Source organism: Aminobacter niigataensis (assembly GCF_946995915.1).
GTDB lineage: Bacteria > Pseudomonadota > Alphaproteobacteria > Rhizobiales > Rhizobiaceae > Aminobacter > Aminobacter niigataensis.
The window spans coordinates 3,155,091-3,173,033 of sequence record NZ_OX341517.1 but is presented as its reverse complement, the minus strand read 5'-3'; the positions used below and the strand labels follow the sequence as shown (position 1 = coordinate 3,173,033).

The 17,943-nt window shown below is 63.5% G+C and carries 18 protein-coding genes; 5 read left to right on the top strand and 13 right to left on the bottom strand.

Going from position 1 to position 17,943, the window contains the following annotated elements; translation table 11 throughout:
• Nucleotides 1-5 precede the first annotated feature (5 nt).
• The 13 genes from O1Y97_RS15480 to tpiA form a co-directional block, all read right to left on the bottom strand.
• Nucleotides 6-1,388, bottom strand: a complete 1,383-nt coding sequence (locus O1Y97_RS15480; protein ID WP_318761586.1) for a pyruvate dehydrogenase complex E1 component subunit beta — start codon at nucleotides 1,386-1,388, stop codon at nucleotides 6-8.
• A gap of 14 nt (nucleotides 1,389-1,402) precedes the next feature.
• On the bottom strand, nucleotides 1,403-2,446 hold the full coding sequence (gene pdhA / locus O1Y97_RS15475) for a pyruvate dehydrogenase (acetyl-transferring) E1 component subunit alpha (protein ID WP_318761585.1): 1,044 nt from the start codon (nucleotides 2,444-2,446) through the stop codon (nucleotides 1,403-1,405).
• A gap of 174 nt (nucleotides 2,447-2,620) precedes the next feature.
• Nucleotides 2,621-2,950: an FtsB family cell division protein gene (locus O1Y97_RS15470; protein ID WP_183260937.1), complete on the bottom strand. Its 330-nt coding sequence runs from the start codon at nucleotides 2,948-2,950 to the stop codon at nucleotides 2,621-2,623.
• 133 nt (nucleotides 2,951-3,083) lie between these two features.
• The gene (gene eno, locus O1Y97_RS15465; protein ID WP_318761584.1) at nucleotides 3,084-4,358 is read right to left on the bottom strand and encodes a phosphopyruvate hydratase; all 1,275 of its coding nucleotides are present in this window, start codon (nucleotides 4,356-4,358) and stop codon (nucleotides 3,084-3,086) included.
• A gap of 402 nt (nucleotides 4,359-4,760) precedes the next feature.
• A complete protein-coding gene (locus tag O1Y97_RS15460; RefSeq protein WP_108608024.1) occupies nucleotides 4,761-5,126 on the bottom strand; it encodes a PRC-barrel domain-containing protein in 366 nt (121 codons plus the stop codon).
• Nucleotides 5,127-5,215: 89 nt separating this feature from the next.
• Nucleotides 5,216-5,419 carry a dodecin family protein gene (locus O1Y97_RS15455; RefSeq protein ID WP_108608023.1) on the bottom strand — a complete coding sequence of 68 codons (204 nt, stop codon included), beginning with the start codon at nucleotides 5,417-5,419 and terminating at the stop codon, nucleotides 5,216-5,218.
• 78 nt (nucleotides 5,420-5,497) lie between these two features.
• The gene (gene kdsA, locus O1Y97_RS15450) at nucleotides 5,498-6,331 is read right to left on the bottom strand and encodes a 3-deoxy-8-phosphooctulonate synthase (protein ID WP_318761583.1); all 834 of its coding nucleotides are present in this window, start codon (nucleotides 6,329-6,331) and stop codon (nucleotides 5,498-5,500) included.
• Nucleotides 6,328-7,182: a VOC family protein gene (locus tag O1Y97_RS15445; protein ID WP_318761582.1), complete on the bottom strand. Its 855-nt coding sequence runs from the start codon at nucleotides 7,180-7,182 to the stop codon at nucleotides 6,328-6,330. The genes kdsA and O1Y97_RS15445 overlap by 4 nt, the downstream gene beginning before the upstream one ends.
• Nucleotides 7,183-7,234: 52 nt before the next feature.
• Nucleotides 7,235-7,777, bottom strand: a complete 543-nt coding sequence (locus O1Y97_RS15440) for a DUF1697 domain-containing protein (RefSeq protein ID WP_318761581.1) — start codon at nucleotides 7,775-7,777, stop codon at nucleotides 7,235-7,237.
• Nucleotides 7,778-7,838: 61 nt separating this feature from the next.
• Nucleotides 7,839-9,476, bottom strand: coding sequence for a CTP synthase (locus O1Y97_RS15435; protein WP_108608019.1), 1,638 nt, complete (start codon nucleotides 9,474-9,476; stop codon nucleotides 7,839-7,841).
• A gap of 150 nt (nucleotides 9,477-9,626) precedes the next feature.
• The gene (locus O1Y97_RS15430; protein ID WP_318761580.1) at nucleotides 9,627-10,721 is read right to left on the bottom strand and encodes a L,D-transpeptidase; all 1,095 of its coding nucleotides are present in this window, start codon (nucleotides 10,719-10,721) and stop codon (nucleotides 9,627-9,629) included.
• Nucleotides 10,722-10,937: 216 nt separating this feature from the next.
• On the bottom strand, nucleotides 10,938-11,414 hold the full coding sequence (gene secG, locus O1Y97_RS15425) for a preprotein translocase subunit SecG (protein WP_108608017.1): 477 nt from the start codon (nucleotides 11,412-11,414) through the stop codon (nucleotides 10,938-10,940).
• A gap of 154 nt (nucleotides 11,415-11,568) precedes the next feature.
• The gene (gene tpiA, locus O1Y97_RS15420; protein WP_108608016.1) at nucleotides 11,569-12,333 is read right to left on the bottom strand and encodes a triose-phosphate isomerase; all 765 of its coding nucleotides are present in this window, start codon (nucleotides 12,331-12,333) and stop codon (nucleotides 11,569-11,571) included.
• A 145-nt stretch (nucleotides 12,334-12,478) separates the two neighbouring features.
• Between tpiA and O1Y97_RS15415 the strand changes: the two genes are divergently transcribed.
• Genes O1Y97_RS15415 through O1Y97_RS15395 form a run of 5 tightly spaced genes read left to right on the top strand, consistent with a single transcriptional unit; the run spans nucleotide 12,479 to nucleotide 17,893 of the window.
• Nucleotides 12,479-14,377, top strand: coding sequence for a SurA N-terminal domain-containing protein (locus O1Y97_RS15415; RefSeq protein ID WP_318761579.1), 1,899 nt, complete (start codon nucleotides 12,479-12,481; stop codon nucleotides 14,375-14,377).
• On the top strand, nucleotides 14,374-15,384 hold the full coding sequence (trpD, locus tag O1Y97_RS15410; protein ID WP_183260920.1) for an anthranilate phosphoribosyltransferase: 1,011 nt from the start codon (nucleotides 14,374-14,376) through the stop codon (nucleotides 15,382-15,384). The genes O1Y97_RS15415 and trpD overlap by 4 nt, the downstream gene beginning before the upstream one ends.
• A gap of 4 nt (nucleotides 15,385-15,388) precedes the next feature.
• Nucleotides 15,389-16,201: an indole-3-glycerol phosphate synthase TrpC gene (trpC, locus tag O1Y97_RS15405; RefSeq protein WP_318761578.1), complete on the top strand. Its 813-nt coding sequence runs from the start codon at nucleotides 15,389-15,391 to the stop codon at nucleotides 16,199-16,201.
• A gap of 1 nt (nucleotide 16,202) precedes the next feature.
• Complete coding sequence (gene moaC / locus O1Y97_RS15400; RefSeq protein ID WP_318761577.1) at nucleotides 16,203-16,685, top strand: cyclic pyranopterin monophosphate synthase MoaC; 483 nt, start codon at nucleotides 16,203-16,205, stop codon at nucleotides 16,683-16,685.
• A 2-nt stretch (nucleotides 16,686-16,687) separates the two neighbouring features.
• Nucleotides 16,688-17,893 (top strand): molybdopterin molybdotransferase MoeA, encoded by a 1,206-nt coding sequence (locus O1Y97_RS15395; RefSeq protein WP_318761576.1) that lies wholly within the window; start codon nucleotides 16,688-16,690, stop codon nucleotides 17,891-17,893.
• Nucleotides 17,894-17,943 lie beyond the last annotated feature (50 nt).

Sequence of the window (17,943 nt, the reverse complement as noted above, 5' to 3'; positions counted from 1 at the left end):
CCGTGTCAGCGATACGTGACTGCTTTGACCGCCTCGATCACTTCGCCGACATTCGGCAGAGCGAGCTTTTCGAGATTGGCGGCGTAGGGCATCGGCACATCCTTGCCGGCGATGGTGATGACGGGCGCATCGAGGTGGTCGAAGGCGCGCTGCGACACCTGGTTGGCAATATGATCGCCGACCGAGGACTGCGGGAAGCCTTCTTCCACAACCACCAGGCGATTGGTCTTCTTGACCGACGCGATGATGGTGTCGAAGTCGAGCGGACGGATGGTCCGGAGATCGATGATCTCGACGTCGATGCCCATGGCGGCGAGTTCCGCCTCGGCCTTGATCGCATAGGTCATGCCGATGCCGAAGGAGACGATGGTGACGTCCTTGCCCGGCTTGTGGATGCGCGCCTTGCCGATCGGCAGGACGAAATCGTCGAGCTTCGGCACGTCGAAATGATGGCCGTAGAGGATTTCGTTCTCGAGGAAGATGACCGGATTGGGGTCGCGGATCGCAGCCTTGAGCAGGCCCTTGGCGTCGGCTGCCGAGTACGGCATCACCACCTTGAGGCCCGGAATGTGGCTGTACCACGCCGCATAGCACTGCGAGTGCTGGGCAGCGACGCGGGCGGCCGCACCGCTGGGTCCGCGGAAGACGATCGGCGCGCCCATCTGGCCGCCGGACATGTAGAGCGTCTTGGCGGCCGAGTTGACGATCTGGTCGATCGCCTGCATGGCGAAGTTGAAGGTCATGAATTCGACGATCGGCTTGAGGCCGGCCATCGCCGCACCGACGCCAACGCCGGCAAAACCATGCTCGGTGATCGGGGTGTCGACGACGCGGCGCGGGCCGAATTCCTGCAGCAGGCCTTGCGTGATCTTGTAGGCGCCCTGGTACTCGGCAACCTCCTCGCCCATGACGAAGACGTCGCCGTCGCGGCGCATCTCTTCGGCCATGGCATCGCGCAGCGCCTCGCGGACCGTCATCGACACCATCTCGGTGCCGGCCGGAATGTCCGGATCGGCAGCAACTTCCGTCTTCGGGGCGGCGGCGACGGGTGCGGCGGCAGCCGGAGCAGCGGCGGGTGCTGCGGCGGCAACAGGTGCCTCAACCTTGGCAGGAGCTGCGCCCTTGCCGATGTCGGCAGCGCTTTCGCCGTCCTGCAGCAGCACGGCGATCGGCGTGTTGACCTTGACGCCTTCGGTGCCGGCAGCGATCAGCTGCTTGCCCAGAACGCCTTCGTCGACGGCTTCGACTTCCATCGTCGCCTTGTCGGTTTCGATTTCGGCGATGACGTCGCCGGCGACAACCTTGTCGCCTTCGTTCTTCAACCACTTGGACAGATTGCCCTCTTCCATCGTCGGCGAGAGCGCAGGCATGAGAATTTCGATCGGCATGTTCGCGCCCTCCCTTAGATCAAGATGTCGGTCCAGAGCTCGGCAACATCCGGCTCGGGATCGGTCTGAGCAAAGTCTGCGGCGTCAGCCACAATGTCGCGAACATCCTTGTCGACCGCCTTGAGGTCGTCCTCGCTCGCCCACTTCTTGGCGATCAGGCGCGCCTTGACCTGTTCGATCGGGTCATGCTCGGAGCGCATCTTCTGCACTTCGTCCTTGGAGCGGTACTTCGCCGGATCGGACATCGAGTGACCGCGATAGCGGTAGGTCTGCATCTCGAGGATGATCGGGCCGTTGCCCGAGCGGCACCATTCGGTGGCCAGGTCGCCGGCTGCCTTGACGGCGCGCACGTCCATGCCGTCGACCTGGATACCGGGGATCTTGAACGACAGGCCGCGCTGCGAAAAATCGGTTTCGGCCGAAGCGCGCGATACCGCGGTGCCCATGGCGTAGCGGTTGTTTTCGATGACGTAGATCACCGGCAGCTTCCACAGCGAAGCCATGTTGAAGCTCTCGTAGACCTGGCCCTGGTTGGCAGCGCCGTCACCGAAATAGGTCACCGAGACATTCGGGTTCTCACGGTAGCGGTTGGCGAAGGCGAGGCCAGTGCCAAGCGACACCTGGGCGCCGACGATGCCGTGGCCGCCGTAGAAATGCTTTTCCTTGGAGAACATGTGCATCGAGCCGCCCTTGCCTTTCGACAAGCCGCCCCGGCGCCCGGTCAATTCGGCCATGACGCCGCGCGCCGAAAGGCCCATGGCCAGCATGTGGCCGTGATCGCGGTAGGCGGTGATCATCTGGTCGCCTTCGATCAGCGACATCTGCAGGCCGGTGACGACCGCTTCCTGGCCGATATAGAGGTGGCAGAAGCCGCCGATGAAGCCCATGCCGTAGAGCTGGCCGGCCTTTTCCTCGAAACGGCGGATGAGCAGCATCTCGCGATAGGCGTTGAGATCCTGGTCCTTGGTAAACTCAACCGGTTTGGGCGTTACCGGCGCTGATGGGAATTTTGAATCGGATTTGGCTTTGGCAGGCGCTTTTTTGGCGGCGGTGGCCATGCATCACTCCCTAGTGGCGTCTCTTTGCGGACATTGAGGAGATCATGCATTGTCTCTCCTCTCCATGACTAAAACGCTAGCATGGGGAGTGACGCTGCGCCATGCGGAAAAATGCATAGCAGGCATGCGGTTAAGCGTCGAAAAACGTTGAATTTCTTCTTGATTAACCGAGACTCAGTTAATCGTCTGCGCGGATGGGCGCATGATGGTCAGCTCGTCTGCATGGGACATATTGAGCGCGTTGCGCGCCTGCTCGTCAAGCATGTCCTTCTCCAGCGAGCCGTCATGCAGCATCTGCACGCGGCGCTCGACATCCATCCGCTGCGCCCGAACCGTGTCGAGCCGAGCCTGGAGCTCGACGGCCTGGGCCTCGAGCCGGTACTTGGAATAGATGCCGAACTCGCCGTGATAGGCGTGAAAGCCGAAATAGGACAGGAACATCACCGCCAGCGCCGGAACGATCAGGCGCCCGGATTTTGTCTGCTTGTGCTGGCGTGTCCACATGGTCCGAACCTCTCTCAGGTTCTTGTCGCTCGATTGTGCTTAATGGACGGTTACAGTCAGCCGGTCGGAGCTTCGCCAAAACAAAAAAGGCGGGAAACATCCCGCCTTCTCCAGTTCGTCAATGGTGTAGCGCTCAGCCGCGCAGGATGGACCTGCCGGCGAAGAGCGCCTGTGTGCCGAGCTCTTCCTCGATGCGGATCAGCTGGTTGTACTTGGCGGTACGGTCCGAACGGGCCAGCGAGCCGGTCTTGATCTGACCGCAGTTGGTGGCGACCGCGAGGTCGGCAATGGTCGAATCCTCGGTCTCGCCCGAACGGTGCGACATGACGGCGGTGTAGGCTGCCTTGTGCGCGGTCTCGACGGCGTCGAGCGTCTCGGTCAGCGAGCCGATCTGGTTGACCTTGACCAGGATCGAGTTGGCGACGCCCATCTTGATGCCGTCGCGCAGGCGGGCCGAGTTGGTGACGAACAGATCGTCGCCGACCAGCTGCACCTTGTTGCCGCACAGTTCGGTCAGGTACTTCCAGCCTTCCCAGTCGTCTTCCGACATGCCGTCCTCGATCGAGATGATCGGATAGTCGGCGGCGAGTTTGGCAAGGTATTTGGCCTGGGCCTTGGGATCGCGGGTCTTCTTCTCGCCTTCATAGACGTAGTTGCCGCCCTTGAAGAACTCGGTGGCAGCGCAGTCGAGCGCCAGCGCCACGTCTTCGCCCGGCTTGAAGCCGGCCTTTTCGATCGAGGCCATGACGAAGTCGAGGGCCGCCTGGGCGCTCTTGAGGTTCGGTGCGAAACCGCCCTCGTCGCCGACATTGGTGTTGTGGCCGGCGTCCTTCAGGCCCTTCTTCAGGGTGTGGAAGATTTCCGAACCCCAGCGCACGGCGTCTCGCAGCGAAGGCGCGCCGATCGGCATGATCATGAATTCCTGGAAGTCGATCGGATTGTCGGCATGCGCGCCGCCGTTGATGATGTTCATCATCGGCACCGGCAGGACGCGGGCGTTCGGGCCGCCGACGTAGCGGTAGAGCGGCAGGCCGGACGCCTCGGCCGCGGCCTTGGCGACGGCGAGCGACACGCCGAGGATGGCGTTGGCGCCGAGGCGGCTCTTGTTGGGGGTACCGTCCAGCTCGATCATCGTCTGGTCGATATGGATCTGGTTCTCGGCTTCCATGCCACCGATCGCCTCGAACAGCTCGCCATTGATGGCTTCGACGGCGCGCTCGACGCCCTTGCCGAGATAGCGCGGGCCGCCGTCGCGCAGTTCCATCGCCTCGTGGGCGCCGGTCGACGCACCGGACGGAACGGCCGCACGGCCCATCGAGCCGTCTTCGAGAACCACATCCACCTCGACGGTGGGATTGCCGCGGCTGTCGAGAATCTCGCGGCCGACGATATCGATGATTGCTGTCATGTGAGGCATCCCCGGGAGCTGATCGCAAAGAAGGATCGGTTGGATTTCCGGGCCCGTCTTAGCCAAAGCTCCGGAAAACGCAATCGCGCTCGGCCAAATATCACGCTGCGTCAGGCCCCTGATTCACTTTCGGCAAAGCGCTGTCATGATAATTCATCCCATCGGGCAGGCATCGTCCAAACTTTCGGGTAAACTATCCCCGCGCGGGGCGAAACAGAGGGAGTTTCGCCATGTCCGAGTTAAGTGGTATCCTGAGTTCTTCATCGCCGCAGCATTCCTGACCTCATGCGACAGTCAACCGCCCCCTCAGGGCACGTCGCAGGTGCGGATCATTCCGACGGCAAGGTAGATTACGGCACAACGAAAAAGCCCCGCTCATGCGGGGCTTTTTTGTGCTGCGGATCAGTGCCAATACGGCTCGACGCGATAGTGCTCGAACGAGGCATCCCGCACGGCACGTCCATCGTCTTCGGTCAGCTCGTTGACCGAGTAGGACGGAGCACCCTTCAATTGCTCCTTGGAGAACGGAACGACATAGCCGCCACGGCTCTTGTCGTAGTCCAGCGTGGACCAGGGAATGGCGTGATAGCGCTCGCCGATGCCGAGGAAACCGCCGAAGCCGATGACGGCGAACATGATGCCGTTGGATGTCTTGTCGAGCATGACATCCTCGATCGAGCCGATGCTCTCGCCGGCGGTGTTGTAGACATTGGTGCCGATGACCCGCGACGCGGGAATGGCTTCGGTGTGACCAGTGACAGTCGTCATGATCCTGCTCCTCGTTGGTTGGTGGATGCAGGACTAACGGTCCCCCGGTGCGGAGGTTCCAAACTTTCCGCGGCTGCTGCTGATCCCATTCAGTCGGTGAGGATGAAAGTCACCTTCATGTTGACCCGGTATGCGGTAATCTTGCCGTTCTCGACAACGATCTTCTGGTCCTGGATCCAGGCACCTTCGACGTTCTTCAGTGTCATCGACGCCCGGGCGATGCCCTGTTCGATCGCATCCTGAAAGCTCTTGGTCGACGATGAAGTGATTTCCGTAACGCGGGCAACAGACATGGGATTCCTCCGGCCGATACGCTCAGTCACGGAGGAAAGCCTACGCCGGGCGGAAGCCCGGCTCAAGCAGGAGTTGTGTCAGCCCTTGGCGACCCGGTCGAAAGCCATCAGCCTTTCGAGCAGAGCCGGCATGTCCTTGAACGGTACCATGTTGGGGCCGTCCGACGAGGTCGAATTGTCGGGGTCTTCATGCGTTTCGATGAACACGCCGGCAACACCGACGGCGACGGCCGCACGCGCCAGGGTCTCGACGAAACGGCGCTCGCCGCCGGAGGTTGCGCCCTGCCCGCCCGGCTGCTGCACCGAATGGGTGGCATCGAAGATCACGGGGGCGCCGATCTCGGCCATGATCGGCAACGCACGCATGTCGGAGACGAGCGTGTTGTAGCCGAAGGAGGCGCCGCGCTCGGTGACGAGCACGTTGGCGTTGCCCGAACCGGTCACCTTGGCGACGACGTTCTTCATGTCCCAGGGCGCCAGGAACTGGCCCTTCTTGACGTTGACCACCTTGCCGGTCCTGGCGGCAGCAATCAGAAGATCGGTCTGGCGGCTGAGGAAGGCCGGGATTTGCAGCACATCGACCACCTCGCCGACGATGGCGCACTGCTCTTCGGTGTGCACATCCGTGAGAACGGAAACGCCGAGTTCCTTGCGCAGATCGGCGAAGACCGGCAGTGCCGCATCGAGCCCGGCACCGCGGGTACTCGACAGCGAGCTGCGGTTGGCCTTGTCGAAGCTCGACTTGTAGACAAAGCCGATGCCGAGCTTCTGCGTCAGTTCCTTGAGCTTGCCGGCCATGTCGAAGGCGTGCTGGCGCGATTCGAACTGGCACGGGCCGGCAATCAGCGACAGCGGCGCATCGTTGGCGAACAGGGTCTTGCCGACCGTCACATTTGCATTCGGCTTGGTCATGACTTTTCCTCGAAAATGAAGGCGGCACCCTGCCCCGGCGCTGGCGGAATCACCAGCCGTTGCCCGCTTAGATCGTGCGCGATGCCGTTTCGCGCAAGAAGCGCTCTTGCCACAGCGAGATCGTCGACGGCAAACACCATCGCGTCGAGGCGAAGCCCGCTGGAACCGGCCATCGCGCGGACGGCAAGTCGCGCATTGGCGAGCGGGATATCGGAGACGGCGTCGACACTGCTGCGCGCCACTGTCGCCAACAACTCAGCCGCCACAGCCTGCTCCGCGACGCTTGCCTCGACGGCAAGTACCCGGCGTGCGCCATTTGCATGCGCCTGCAGCGCCGAGCGGTCGACATCGGGCGCATTCACGCGCTCGCAGGTGAAGAAGAATGCATCCCCTTGCGAGCCTGGTTCGGCGGCAAAGGCAAGCCGGAACGACGCCACGTCGGACTTGCCTGACGCATCGACGAAGGGACGTGAAAAATCGAGCCTGGGGCCGGCCGACACGCCAGCGGCAACGAACTCGGAATGGTCGGCATCGGCATCGTTTGTGCCGAATACGACTGCCGAAAAGCCTTCGTCGCCATGTGCGTTGCGGAACGCGCTGTCGCGACCCACAAAGACGTTGCCTGCGGCGACCGCCTCGCCGGCGGCGGCGCTATCGCCGATCGCCAGCGGCTCCAGGAACGTACCGTCACCGAGATAGACGCAACAATTGACCGTGCCGAAGGGATGGATGCCGACGGGCGAAACCGTGAAACCGAGGGCCGTCAGCCTCTGCCGCGCGATGGCGAGATCGGCGGTCGGCAGCACGACATGGTCGAGCGGACGCGGGCTGTCGGAAGGGCTTTTGGTCATCGCTGCGCTGTGCCTGAATTCCGCCAAAGGCGCAAGACTGCGCCTAGGCCACCTACGATGCCACCATGTCGCCGAGGCGCCGCACGGTGTTCCAGTTGCGCGAGGTCCCTATGCCGCCGGCCCGCTTGGGCGTCAGCGCGCCGAGCAGCCGGGACGTGCCGGCGCTGCGGGAAAAACGCAGCCAGATATCACCGTTGACGGCAGCGAGCTTCTCATCGGCGGCAACATAAGGGCGAAGCCGCTCGACGATGTCAGGCATCACCGGCTCACGCATCACGCGCACGCCGACCTGATCGGGTTCGCGTTCGGACTCCTCGGGAAACGGATTGGCGGCGACAAGTTTAAGCCAGGCAGCAGCATCGCGGACGATGATGTCGACATGCTTGCCGAACTTTTGGGCGAAGGCTGCTTCGAGTTCACGCTCCAGCGTGGCAACCGACTTGCCTTCGGTTTCGAAGACAAGATTTCCGGTCGCGACCAGCGTGCGTGGATTGGCAAGGCCGAGATCGACTGCCATGTCGCGCAGGTCGGACATGACGACGCGGCGGCCAGGGCCCAGGACGATGCTGTAGAGAAGCGCGACGTAGATGGTCATGCCGCACCCGCTGCGCAGGAGAAAATGCGCGCCGGCGAATTCACGGCGGCGCGCATGGCTATCAGACGAGCCGGCTCTGTTCGACCGCAGCTTCGATGAAGCTTGCAAATAGCGGATGCGGCTCCAGCGGACGGCTCTTCAGCTCCGGATGGTACTGGACGCCGATGAACCAGGGATGGTCGGGATACTCGACAGTCTCGGGCAGCACGCCGTCCGGTGACATGCCGGCGAAGACCAGGCCACACTCTTCGAGGCGGTCCTTGTAGTCGATGTTGACCTCGTAGCGGTGGCGATGGCGTTCGGAGATGTCGGTATCGCCGTAGATCTCGGCGATTTTCGATCCCTCGGACAGTCGCGCCTCGAACGCGCCGAGGCGCATCGTGCCGCCAAGGTCGCCTGCGGCCTTGCGCTTCTCAAGCATGTTGCCCTTGAGCCACTCGGTCATCAGGCCGACGACCGGCTCCTTGGTGGCGCCGAACTCGGTCGACGAGGCATTCTCGATGCCGGCCAGCGAACGGGCCGCCTCGATGCAAGCCATCTGCATGCCGAAGCAGATGCCAAAATACGGCACCTTGCGCTCGCGAGCGAACTTGGCAGCGAGGATCTTGCCTTCCGAGCCACGTTCGCCGAAGCCGCCGGGCACCAGGATGCCGTGGACCTTCTCCAGGAACGGTACCGGGTCTTCCTTCTCGAAGACCTCGCTCTCGATCCAGTCGAGCTTGACCTTGACGTTGTTGGCGAGGCCGCCATGCGACAGCGCCTCGATCAGCGACTTATAGGCATCCTTGAGGCCGGTATACTTGCCGACCACGGCGATAGTGACCTCGCCTTCCGGATTGTGGATCAGCTGCGAGACGTTCTGCCAAGCGTCGAGGCGCGGCTTAGGCGCCGGATCGATGCCGAAGGCCGCCAGAACTTCCGAATCCAGGCCTTCCTTATGGTAGGCCAGCGGCACGTCGTAGATGTGGCCGACGTCGAGCGCCTGGATGACCGCCGATTCGCGCACGTTGCAGAACAGCGACAGCTTGCGGCGCTCTTCCTTAGGGATGTCGCGGTCCGCGCGGACCAACAGGATATCCGGCGCAATGCCGATCGAACGCAATTCCTTGACCGAATGCTGTGTCGGCTTGGTCTTGAGCTCGCCGGCGGTCGGAATGTACGGCATCAGCGTCAGGTGAACGTAGACCGCATTGTTGCGCGGCAGGTCGTTGCCGAGTTGGCGGATCGCCTCGAGGAACGGCATCGCTTCGATGTCGCCGACCGTGCCGCCGATCTCGCAGAGCACGAAGTCGTACTCGTCATTGCCGTCGAGGATGAAGTTCTTGATCTCGTCGGTAACGTGGGGAATGACCTGCACGGTTGCGCCGAGATAGTCGCCGCGCCGCTCGCGTTCGATGATGTTCTTGTAGATGCGGCCGGTGGTGATATTGTCGCTCTGGTTCGCCGAACGCCCGGTGAAGCGCTCGTAGTGACCAAGATCGAGGTCGGTTTCCGCACCGTCGTCGGTCACGAACACCTCACCATGCTGGTAAGGCGACATCGTTCCCGGGTCGACGTTGAGGTACGGATCGAGTTTGCGGATGCGCACGCGATATCCGCGTGCCTGCAGAAGAGCCCCGAGGGCCGCTGCGGCTATGCCTTTTCCAAGGGAAGAGACCACGCCGCCGGTAATAAAAACATATCGCGCCATGGGATTCATCGCTTAACGCGGCCAAATCGATTCCGCCAGAGAAAAATCCGCCGCGTCGGACTTTTCCCTATCTGGCTGTTCAGTCTTGCTGCCGGGTAGGCCACGCAAACAAAAAGGCCGGCGGTCAGGCCGGCCCGGGTATCAGCGTCTGAAGACGCCTTACATGACGATGACTTCAGAGCCCATCTTCACGCGATTGTAGAGGTCCATGACATGGTCGTTGACCATGCGGAAGCAACCGTTCGAAGAATTCGTGCCGATCGTCTGCGGCTGGTTGGTACCATGGATACGGATATGGGTATCCTTCTTGCCCTGGTAAAGGTAGATGGCGCGCGCGCCGAGCGGATTCTCCGGCCCGCCGTTCATGCCGTCCTTGTACTGGCCGTACTTCTTGGGCTCGCGCTCCTGCATATCCTTGGTCGGAATCCAGCGCGGCCATTCCTGCTTGTCGCCGATGGTGGCCTTGCCCTTGAATTCCAGGCCCTCGCGGCCGACCGCAATCGCGTAGCGGCGCGCGGTCGAGGATGATTCGATCAGGTAGAGGTAGCGAGCGCCGGTATCGACCACGATCTGGCCACGCTCATAACCCGCGAACGACACTTCCTGCGGCTCGAAATCGGACTTCACCTTGAACTGCTTCTTGGCCTGCTTGGATTGCAGTACGGCGTCGAGCGCACGCGTCTGCGGCAGCATCGACTGCTGAGGGGCGCTGCCGCCGAAGATGCCGGCGAGAAGACCGGTCTGGCGCGGACGATCCTTGCTTTCGCTGCGCAACTCACCGTTGTTGCCGGTGGCGGCGATTTCCATCACGTCGGGCGCCAACGGCTCGATCGGCTTGGTGACCTCGAGCGGCTGGAGATTGCGCTTCGGCGCGGGCGCTGCTGTGGCAACCTGGGTCGTCGCCTTCTCGGCCTTCTTGAGGCGAGCGACTTCACGCGCGTTCTCGGCCTTTTCCTTGGCCGCTGCCCGCATCGCCATCTTCTTGGCTTCGAGCATCTTCAGGCGCGCGACTTCCCGGTCGGCCTTGATCTTGGCTTCGAGGTCCTTGATCCGGACCAGGTCTTCGTCGGTCGGCTTCTTCTTTTTCTTCAACAGCTTAAGCTCGGCGGCATCGCTCTTGGCGGCAACCGCGATCACGCCGCTCGTTGCCCCGGGCTGCGGCGGCGCAGCCGTGCCGGCCGAAGTGGCGGCAAAGGCGGTCGAGCTCATGAGAGAGGCGCAAATTCCAGCAAGTAGGATGCGGCGGAGCTGCATGGTGAAGGATCCCGAACGTTCACAGCAAATTTTCGCGCGGCAACGCACAGTGCCCCAAGGCGCCCCCGCCGATATGCCGCAGCCCAAGCTATAATCGATTAGCCGGAGACGCCTCAAGTGAGGCGCCCCCGGCTAGATGTACGAATTCAGGTGGTCATTGCCGCATTTGCCGCAACTGTGTTCAAACAACAACAGGTTGCGGCCAGCAGACCAGATTTAGTTCGGAACCTGGGGTGTAGCCGGCGCCGCGGCACCGCCCGCAGCGGGCTGCTCGGTGGTGCCCGAAGCTGCCGGTGCAGCCGGCGCTGCCGGTTGCTCGGTGGCCGGTGCCGCAGGAGCGGTCGTGCCCGACGCCGGTGCAGCCGGTGCCGGGGCGGAGGAGCCGCCGAGCTGGTCGAGAATGCCCTGGCCGCTGCCGCTCGGAGCGCCATTCTGGGTGGCCGGAGCGCGGTCGAGAATATCGATCGGCTTCTCCTCGTAGCGTGCGATGATCGACAGCGTCAGCGACGTGACGAAAAACACCGTCGCCAGGATGGCCGTGGCCCGGGTCAGGGCGTTGGCAGCACCACGCGCCGTCATGAAGCCCGAACCGCCGCCGATGCCGAGGCCGCCACCTTCCGAGCGCTGCAGGAGCACAACGCCGACAAGGGCGAGCACGACCATCAGGTGAATGACGATAACGACGGTTTCCATTGCGCTTCCTGGGATTCTTCTGACGGGGATTGGCCGCGCGCCGAAGCGCCCGACATTCCGGAGGCGGCTCAATACAATGCTTTCTAGGCATTTCCAAGCCCGCCGGCCGAATATGGGGTGACACGTTGCCTTTGCAACGGCCACCCGAGGCTAATCAGAGCTTGCGGTACGCCTCGGCGATGCCGAGGAAGTCTGCCGCCTTGAGGCTGGCGCCGCCCACCAGCGCGCCGTCGACATTGGCGACTGCGAGGAGTTCGCCGGCATTGGACGGCTTGACCGAGCCGCCATAAAGAATGCGCATCTTGCCGGCCGATTCACCGAGCTTGTCGGCGAGCCGAGCGCGGATATGCGCATGGGCTTCGGCGACATCGGCAACGGTCGGCGTCAGGCCGGTACCGATAGCCCAGACGGGTTCATAGGCAATGACGGTATTGGCCGGCGTGGCCGTGCCCGGCACCGAACCCTCGATTTGGCGCGACAATACTGAAAGCGTGGCGCCTGCTTCACGTTCGGCATGTGTCTCGCCGATGCAGATGACGGCCACGAGCCCTGCCCGCCATGCCGCATCCGCCTTGGCGTGGACAACCGCATCGGTTTCGCCGTGGTCGGTGCGCCGTTCCGAATGGCCGACGATGACGTGACTGGCGCCGGCGTCCTTCAGCATCTCGGCTGAGACGTCGCCGGTATGAGCGCCGCTTTCCTTGGCGTGGCAATCCTGCCCGCCGGCTTTGACCGGCGTGCGGTGAAGGATTTCAGCAGCCCGCGACAAAAGCGTGGCCGGCACGCACAAAAGCGCTTCGGTCTCGGCATCGAGGCCACTCATGAAGCCGCCGGCGATGCTGCGCAATTCGTTGAGCGAGGCGCTGGTGCCATTCATTTTCCAGTTGCCTGCAACGAGTGGGCGAATTCCTGGCGTCATGTGCTTTTCCTCGAAATCGATGTTCGCTCGGGCAACCTCACTACCAAAAACAAGCCACAAAGCAATCGACACTGGCGGCGAAGGGCGCTATTGCGCTTCGTTCATGCAGGCGCATGTGAAAATGCGCGTATACAGGATCTGATACATGCTCGACACGATGCGAAGTGCTGCGGGAACCTGGGTAGCTAAGCTTCTGCTTCTGCTGCTCGTCGTGAGCTTCGCCGCGTGGGGCATTTCCGGCTCGATGCTCGGTGGCGTCGGCGGCGACAAGGTCGTCACCGCTGGAGGAACCTCCGTCTCCGGGGTCGAGTACCGCCTCGCCTATGACCGCCAAGTCAACGTCATGTCGCAGCAGTTCGGTCAGCGCCTGACCCGCGAGCAGGCCACTGCCCTCGGTATCGACAACCAGGTCGCCTCCCAACTCGTGGCCGGCGCAGTGCTCGACGAACAGGCGCGCAAGCTCGGCCTCGGCCTGTCCAAGGATAGCCTTGCCCAGCTGACCTGGGAGGATCCTGCCTTCCAGAATGCCAGCGGGCAGTTCGACCGCCAGTCTTTCGAATACATCCTGCGCCAGATCGGCATGCGTCCCGAAGACTATCTGAAGAACCGTGCCCAGGTGGCTGTCCGCCAGCAGATCGTCGAGGCAATTTCCGACGGCATGAAGGCGCCCGACACCTTCCTGCGTGCCGTCGCGCTCTACCGCGGCGAAGATCGCACAGTCGACTACCTGCCGCTGCCGAAATCGCTCGTCGAGCCGATCGCAGCGCCTGCCGACGACGTCCTCAAGGCATGGTTCGAGGAAAACAAGAAGAACTACGCAGCACCCGAATTCCGCAAGCTGAGCTACGTCAAGCTCGAGCCAGAGGATATCATGGATCTCGGCTCGATCACTGACGAGCAGGTGCGCCAGGACTACGACAAGAACAAGTCTCATTTCACCACCGCCGAAACACGCAAGATCGACCAGCTGGTGTTCCCCAGCGCCGACGCCGCCAAGGCTGCGTCCGACGCGATCAAGGCCGGCACCGCATTCGACAAGATCGTCGCCGACCAGGGCAAGACGGCTGCCGACGTCGCTCTCGGTACGCTGACCAAGGACACAGTTGCCGACAAGTCCGTTGCCGAGGCCGCCTTCGCGCTGCAGGCAAACCAGGTCAGCGACGTGGTCCAGGGCTCGTTCGGACCGGTGCTGGTCCGCGTCAGCGAGATCTCGCCTGAGGCGGTGAAGACGTTCGACGAGGTCAAGGATCAGATTCGCAAGGATCTCGCCCTTGCCGAAGCCAACCGCATCCTGCTCGACGTGCACGATTCCTATGAGGACGCCCGCGCCGGCGGCGAATCGATGCGCGCCACTGCCGACAAGCTGAAGCTGAAGGTGGTGACGGTCGATGCCATCGACCGCGCCGGCCAGTTGCCCGACGGCACAGTCGTCAACACGCTTCCGGACTCGCGCAACCTGATCCAGGCGACCTTCGAGGCAGAGGCCGGCATCGAGAACCCGCCGCTCAACATCGGCACCAATGGTTTCATTTTCTACGAAGTGGACGGCATCACGCCGGCTCGCGACCGCACCCTCGACGAAGTCCGGGAAAAGGTCGTCGCGGACTGGACCGCCGCCGAAGCGACCAAGCGCCTCAGGGACAAGGCGACGGAACTTGAAAAGCGCCTCAAGGATGGCGCGGCAATGGACGTGATCGCGGGCGAACTCAAACTCGAGAAGCAGACCAAGCGTGGTCTCAAGCGCGAAGCCGACGACGCCGATTTCGGCCGCGAGGGGGCTGCTTCCATGTTTGCCATGGGCGAAGGTGGCACTGGCATCATCCCCGCGCCTGCCGGCGATGCGCAGATCCTGTTCAAGGTCGTCGAGGTGTTCGAGCCCGCCGGTGCCGACGCAAGCGCCGTGCCTGAAGACGCCCAGAAAACCTTCGCGTCGGGCATGTCCGACGATCTGCTCGACCAGTTGGTGGCGCAGCTCCAGGGCGAGTACAAGGCCACCATCGACCAGGCTGCGATCGCCCGCGCGATCGCTGTGACGCCACAATGAGCGCACTCAAGCCTCACATCGCCAAGGTCGCCGCTGGCACCCCTCTCACCTTCGAGGAAGCGCGCGAGGCCTTCGACATCATCATGTCGGGCGAAGCGACGCCGGGGCAGATCGGCGGCTTCCTGATGGCGCTGCGCGTGCGCGGCGAAACGGTCAGCGAAATCTCCGGCGCCGTCGCCACCATGCGCGACAAGATGCTTCGCGTCGAAGCGCCGGCTGACGCCATCGACATCGTCGGCACTGGCGGCGATGGCTCGCACAGCGTCAACATCTCGACCGCCTCGGCCTTCGTCATCGCCGGCGCCGGCGTTCCCGTTGCCAAGCACGGCAACCGCGGCCTGTCTTCGCTGACAGGTGCCGCTGACGTTCTGACCGCACTCGGCGTCAATATCGACCTGGCGCCCGAAGCGATCGGCCGCTGCATCCATGAGGCCGGCGTCGGCTTCATGTTCGCGCCGGCGCACCATCCGGCGATGAAGCATGTCGGCGCGACACGCGTCGAACTCGGCACCCGCACCATCTTCAATCTTCTCGGGCCCCTCTCCAATCCGGCCGGCGTCAACCGCCAGCTGGTCGGCGTGTTCTCGCCCGAATGGGTCGAGCCGGTCGCCGAAACGCTAAAGGAACTCGGCGCCCAGCACGTCTGGGTCGTCCATGGCGACGGCTATGACGAGATCACCACGACAGGCGAAACCCGTGTCGCAGCACTCGCCAATGGCGCCATCAGCACTTTCACACTGACCCCCGAACAGGTCGGCCTGGCGCGCCATACGCGCGAAGAGCTGCGCGGCGGCGATTCCGCCTACAATGCAGCGGCTTTGCGCGGCGTGCTCGAAGGCACTGCCGGCGCGTATCGCGACACGGTGCTGATGAATGCCGGTGCCGGACTGGTTGTCGCCGACAAGGTGGCGACCATCGGCGAAGGCGTGAAGCTCGCGGCGGATGCGATCGACAGCGGTCGCGCCCTGGCCGTGCTGCAGCGCCTCGTCGGCGTCTCGAACGGATAAAGTCATGGCCGACATCCTGCGCCGCATCGAAGCCTACAAGCGCGACGAGATCGCCGCCGCCAAGGCATTGCTGCCGCTCGCCGAGGTCAAGGCCAGGGCGCGCGACGTTGCCAAGCCGCGTGGCTTTATGGCGGCACTCGAAGCAAAACGCCTCGACAACCGCTTCGCTCTCATCGCCGAGATCAAGAAGGCCAGCCCGTCCAAGGGGCTGATCCGCGCCGATTTCGACCCGCCATCATTGGCCCAGGCCTATGCCGAAGGCGGCGCCGCCTGCCTGTCTGTGCTGACCGACACGCCATCCTTCCAGGGCGCGCCCGAATTCCTGATGACTGCACGCGAGGCCTGTGTCCTGCCTGCCTTGCGCAAGGACTTCATGTTCGAGCCCTATCAGGTCTACGAAGCACGCGCCTGGGGTGCGGACGCCATCCTCATCATCATGGCAAGCCTGTCTGACGACGACGCCCGCCGGCTCGAAGATACGGCCTTCGAACTCGGCATGGACGCTCTGATCGAGGTTCACGACGAACCAGAGACGGAGCGAGCCCTGAAGCTTCAGTCGCGCCTGCTCGGCATCAACAATCGCAATTTGCGCACCTTCGAGCTCAACCTCGAAACCTCCGAACGGCTGGCACCGATGGTACCGGCGGACCGGCTGCTCGTCGGCGAAAGCGGCATCTTCACGCATGAAGACTGCCTGCGCCTGGAAAAATCCGGCATCGGCAGCTTCCTTGTCGGCGAGAGCCTGATGCGGCAGGCCGACGTGGCGGCCGCCACGCGCGCACTGCTCGAAGGCGCGCCTCAGGCCGCGAGCGCCTGACATGGCGGCAACCCTCACCCATATCGGCGCCACCGGCGAAGCCAACATGGTCGACGTCGGCGACAAGGCCGAGACGACACGGACCGCGATCGCCGAAGGCACGGTGGCGATGCGTCCCGAAACGCTCGCGCTGATCCTCTCCGGCAATGCCAAGAAAGGCGATGTGCTGGGCACTGCGCGCATCGCCGGCATCATGGCGGCCAAGCGCACGCATGAACTGATCCCACTCTGCCACCCGCTCCTCCTGACCAAGGTTTCGGTCGAGATCGAGCCGGACGAGGCCCTGCCCGGCCTTCGCATCACGGCACTTGCCCGCGTCACTGGCAAGACCGGCGTCGAGATGGAGGCGCTGACGGCTGCTTCCGTGGCTTGCCTGACCATCTACGACATGGCTAAGGCTGCCGATCGCGGCATGGTAATTTCCGGCATACGCCTGGTCGAGAAGACCGGCGGCAAGTCGGGCGACTACAAGGCAGGCGCATAGATATGGCGCTGCTGCCGGTCTCCGAGGCGCTGGAACGCCTTCTCGACGGCGCTGAACCCAGCGGTTCGGAAACGGTGAGCCTCAGGGAGGCGTCGGGACGTGTCCTTGCCGCTCCCTTGCATGCACTGCGCACGCAGCCGCCCTTCGCTGCCTCGGCGATGGATGGTTATGCCGTTCGCGCCGATGACATCACATCGTTGCCGGCGCGATTGTCGGTCATCGGCGAAGCTCCGGCAGGCAAACAATTCACCGGAACGCTGTCGCATGGCCAGGCTGTGCGCATCTTCACCGGCGCTCCCGTACCCAAAGGCGCCGACACGGTCGTCATCCAGGAAAATGTGCGCGATCTCGGCAATGGCGAAATCGAGGTGGTGGAGCCGACCACGCCCGGCCGCAACATCCGCGCCAAGGGCCTGGACTTCCGGCAGGGCGACCTGATCCTCGACACCGGCCGGGTGCTTGATCCCGCTGCTCTGTCGCTCGTTGCCGCCGCCAATCATCCCGAGGTGGCGGTGGCCAAGGCGCCGCTGGTTGCCATCATCGCTACCGGCGACGAACTTTTGCCGCCCGGCAGCAACCCCGGTCCCGGCCAGATCATCGCCTCCAACGCCTATGGCGTCGCCGCTATCGCCGAATCAGTCGGCGCGCGCGTGCTCGACCTCGGCATCGCGCCTGACCGAACGGAAGCGATCTCGACACGTGTCCAAAAGGCGCTGGACGCCAAGGCGGACGTCATCGTCACGCTTGGCGGCGCCTCGGTCGGCGACCACGATCTGGTCCATGGCGTGCTGACCGCGCTCGGCATGGATCTCGATTTCTGGAAGATCGCCATGCGCCCGGGCAAGCCGCTGATGTTCGGTCGGCTCGGCAAGACCCGCTGCATCGGCCTGCCCGGCAATCCTGTCGCCAGCCTGATCTGCGCGCACATCTTCCTGAAACCCCTGCTGGCCACCCTTGGCGGGCGGCCCTACTCGCCTGACATCCGCAACGGCATCCTCGACACGGCGATGGCCGCCAACGAGTTGCGCCAGGATTACGTCCGCGCCGTTGCGCGCGAAACGGCCGACGGCCTTGTGGTGACGCCATACACCGTCCAGGATTCGTCGATGCTTCGCACGCTGGCCGATGCCAACTGCGCGGTCATGCGCGAACCCTTCGCACCGGCCGCCGAAATTGGCAGTCCCTGCCGCGTGCTGATGCTGCGCTGAACAAAGCACTGCCCTCCCTTCAGGAAATATAAACAGTTGCAGAACACAAC

Bases quoted from the DNA above. Each gene is read 5' to 3' on its own strand.
- O1Y97_RS15440 (WP_318761581.1), bottom strand. From the start codon at position 7,777: ATGACCATCTACGTCGCGCTTCTCTACAGCATCGTCCTGGGCCCTGGC.
- trpC (WP_318761578.1), top strand. From the start codon at position 15,389: ATGGCCGACATCCTGCGCCGCATCGAAGCCTACAAGCGCGACGAGATC.
- O1Y97_RS15430 (WP_318761580.1), bottom strand. From the start codon at position 10,721: ATGCAGCTCCGCCGCATCCTACTTGCTGGAATTTGCGCCTCTCTCATG.
- O1Y97_RS15470 (WP_183260937.1), bottom strand. From the start codon at position 2,950: ATGTGGACACGCCAGCACAAGCAGACAAAATCCGGGCGCCTGATCGTT.
- eno (WP_318761584.1), bottom strand. From the start codon at position 4,358: ATGACAGCAATCATCGATATCGTCGGCCGCGAGATTCTCGACAGCCGC.
- O1Y97_RS15455 (WP_108608023.1), bottom strand. From the start codon at position 5,419: ATGTCTGTTGCCCGCGTTACGGAAATCACTTCATCGTCGACCAAGAGC.
- tpiA (WP_108608016.1), bottom strand. From the start codon at position 12,333: ATGACGCCAGGAATTCGCCCACTCGTTGCAGGCAACTGGAAAATGAAT.
- O1Y97_RS15395 (WP_318761576.1), top strand. From the start codon at position 16,688: ATGGCGCTGCTGCCGGTCTCCGAGGCGCTGGAACGCCTTCTCGACGGC.
- moaC (WP_318761577.1), top strand. From the start codon at position 16,203: ATGGCGGCAACCCTCACCCATATCGGCGCCACCGGCGAAGCCAACATG.
- O1Y97_RS15435 (WP_108608019.1), bottom strand. From the start codon at position 9,476: ATGAATCCCATGGCGCGATATGTTTTTATTACCGGCGGCGTGGTCTCT.
- secG (WP_108608017.1), bottom strand. From the start codon at position 11,414: ATGGAAACCGTCGTTATCGTCATTCACCTGATGGTCGTGCTCGCCCTT.
- O1Y97_RS15415 (WP_318761579.1), top strand. From the start codon at position 12,479: ATGCTCGACACGATGCGAAGTGCTGCGGGAACCTGGGTAGCTAAGCTT.
- trpD (WP_183260920.1), top strand. From the start codon at position 14,374: ATGAGCGCACTCAAGCCTCACATCGCCAAGGTCGCCGCTGGCACCCCT.
- O1Y97_RS15480 (WP_318761586.1), bottom strand. From the start codon at position 1,388: ATGCCGATCGAAATTCTCATGCCTGCGCTCTCGCCGACGATGGAAGAG.
- kdsA (WP_318761583.1), bottom strand. From the start codon at position 6,331: ATGACCAAGCCGAATGCAAATGTGACGGTCGGCAAGACCCTGTTCGCC.
- O1Y97_RS15460 (WP_108608024.1), bottom strand. From the start codon at position 5,126: ATGACGACTGTCACTGGTCACACCGAAGCCATTCCCGCGTCGCGGGTC.
- O1Y97_RS15445 (WP_318761582.1), bottom strand. From the start codon at position 7,182: ATGACCAAAAGCCCTTCCGACAGCCCGCGTCCGCTCGACCATGTCGTG.
- pdhA (WP_318761585.1), bottom strand. From the start codon at position 2,446: ATGGCCACCGCCGCCAAAAAAGCGCCTGCCAAAGCCAAATCCGATTCA.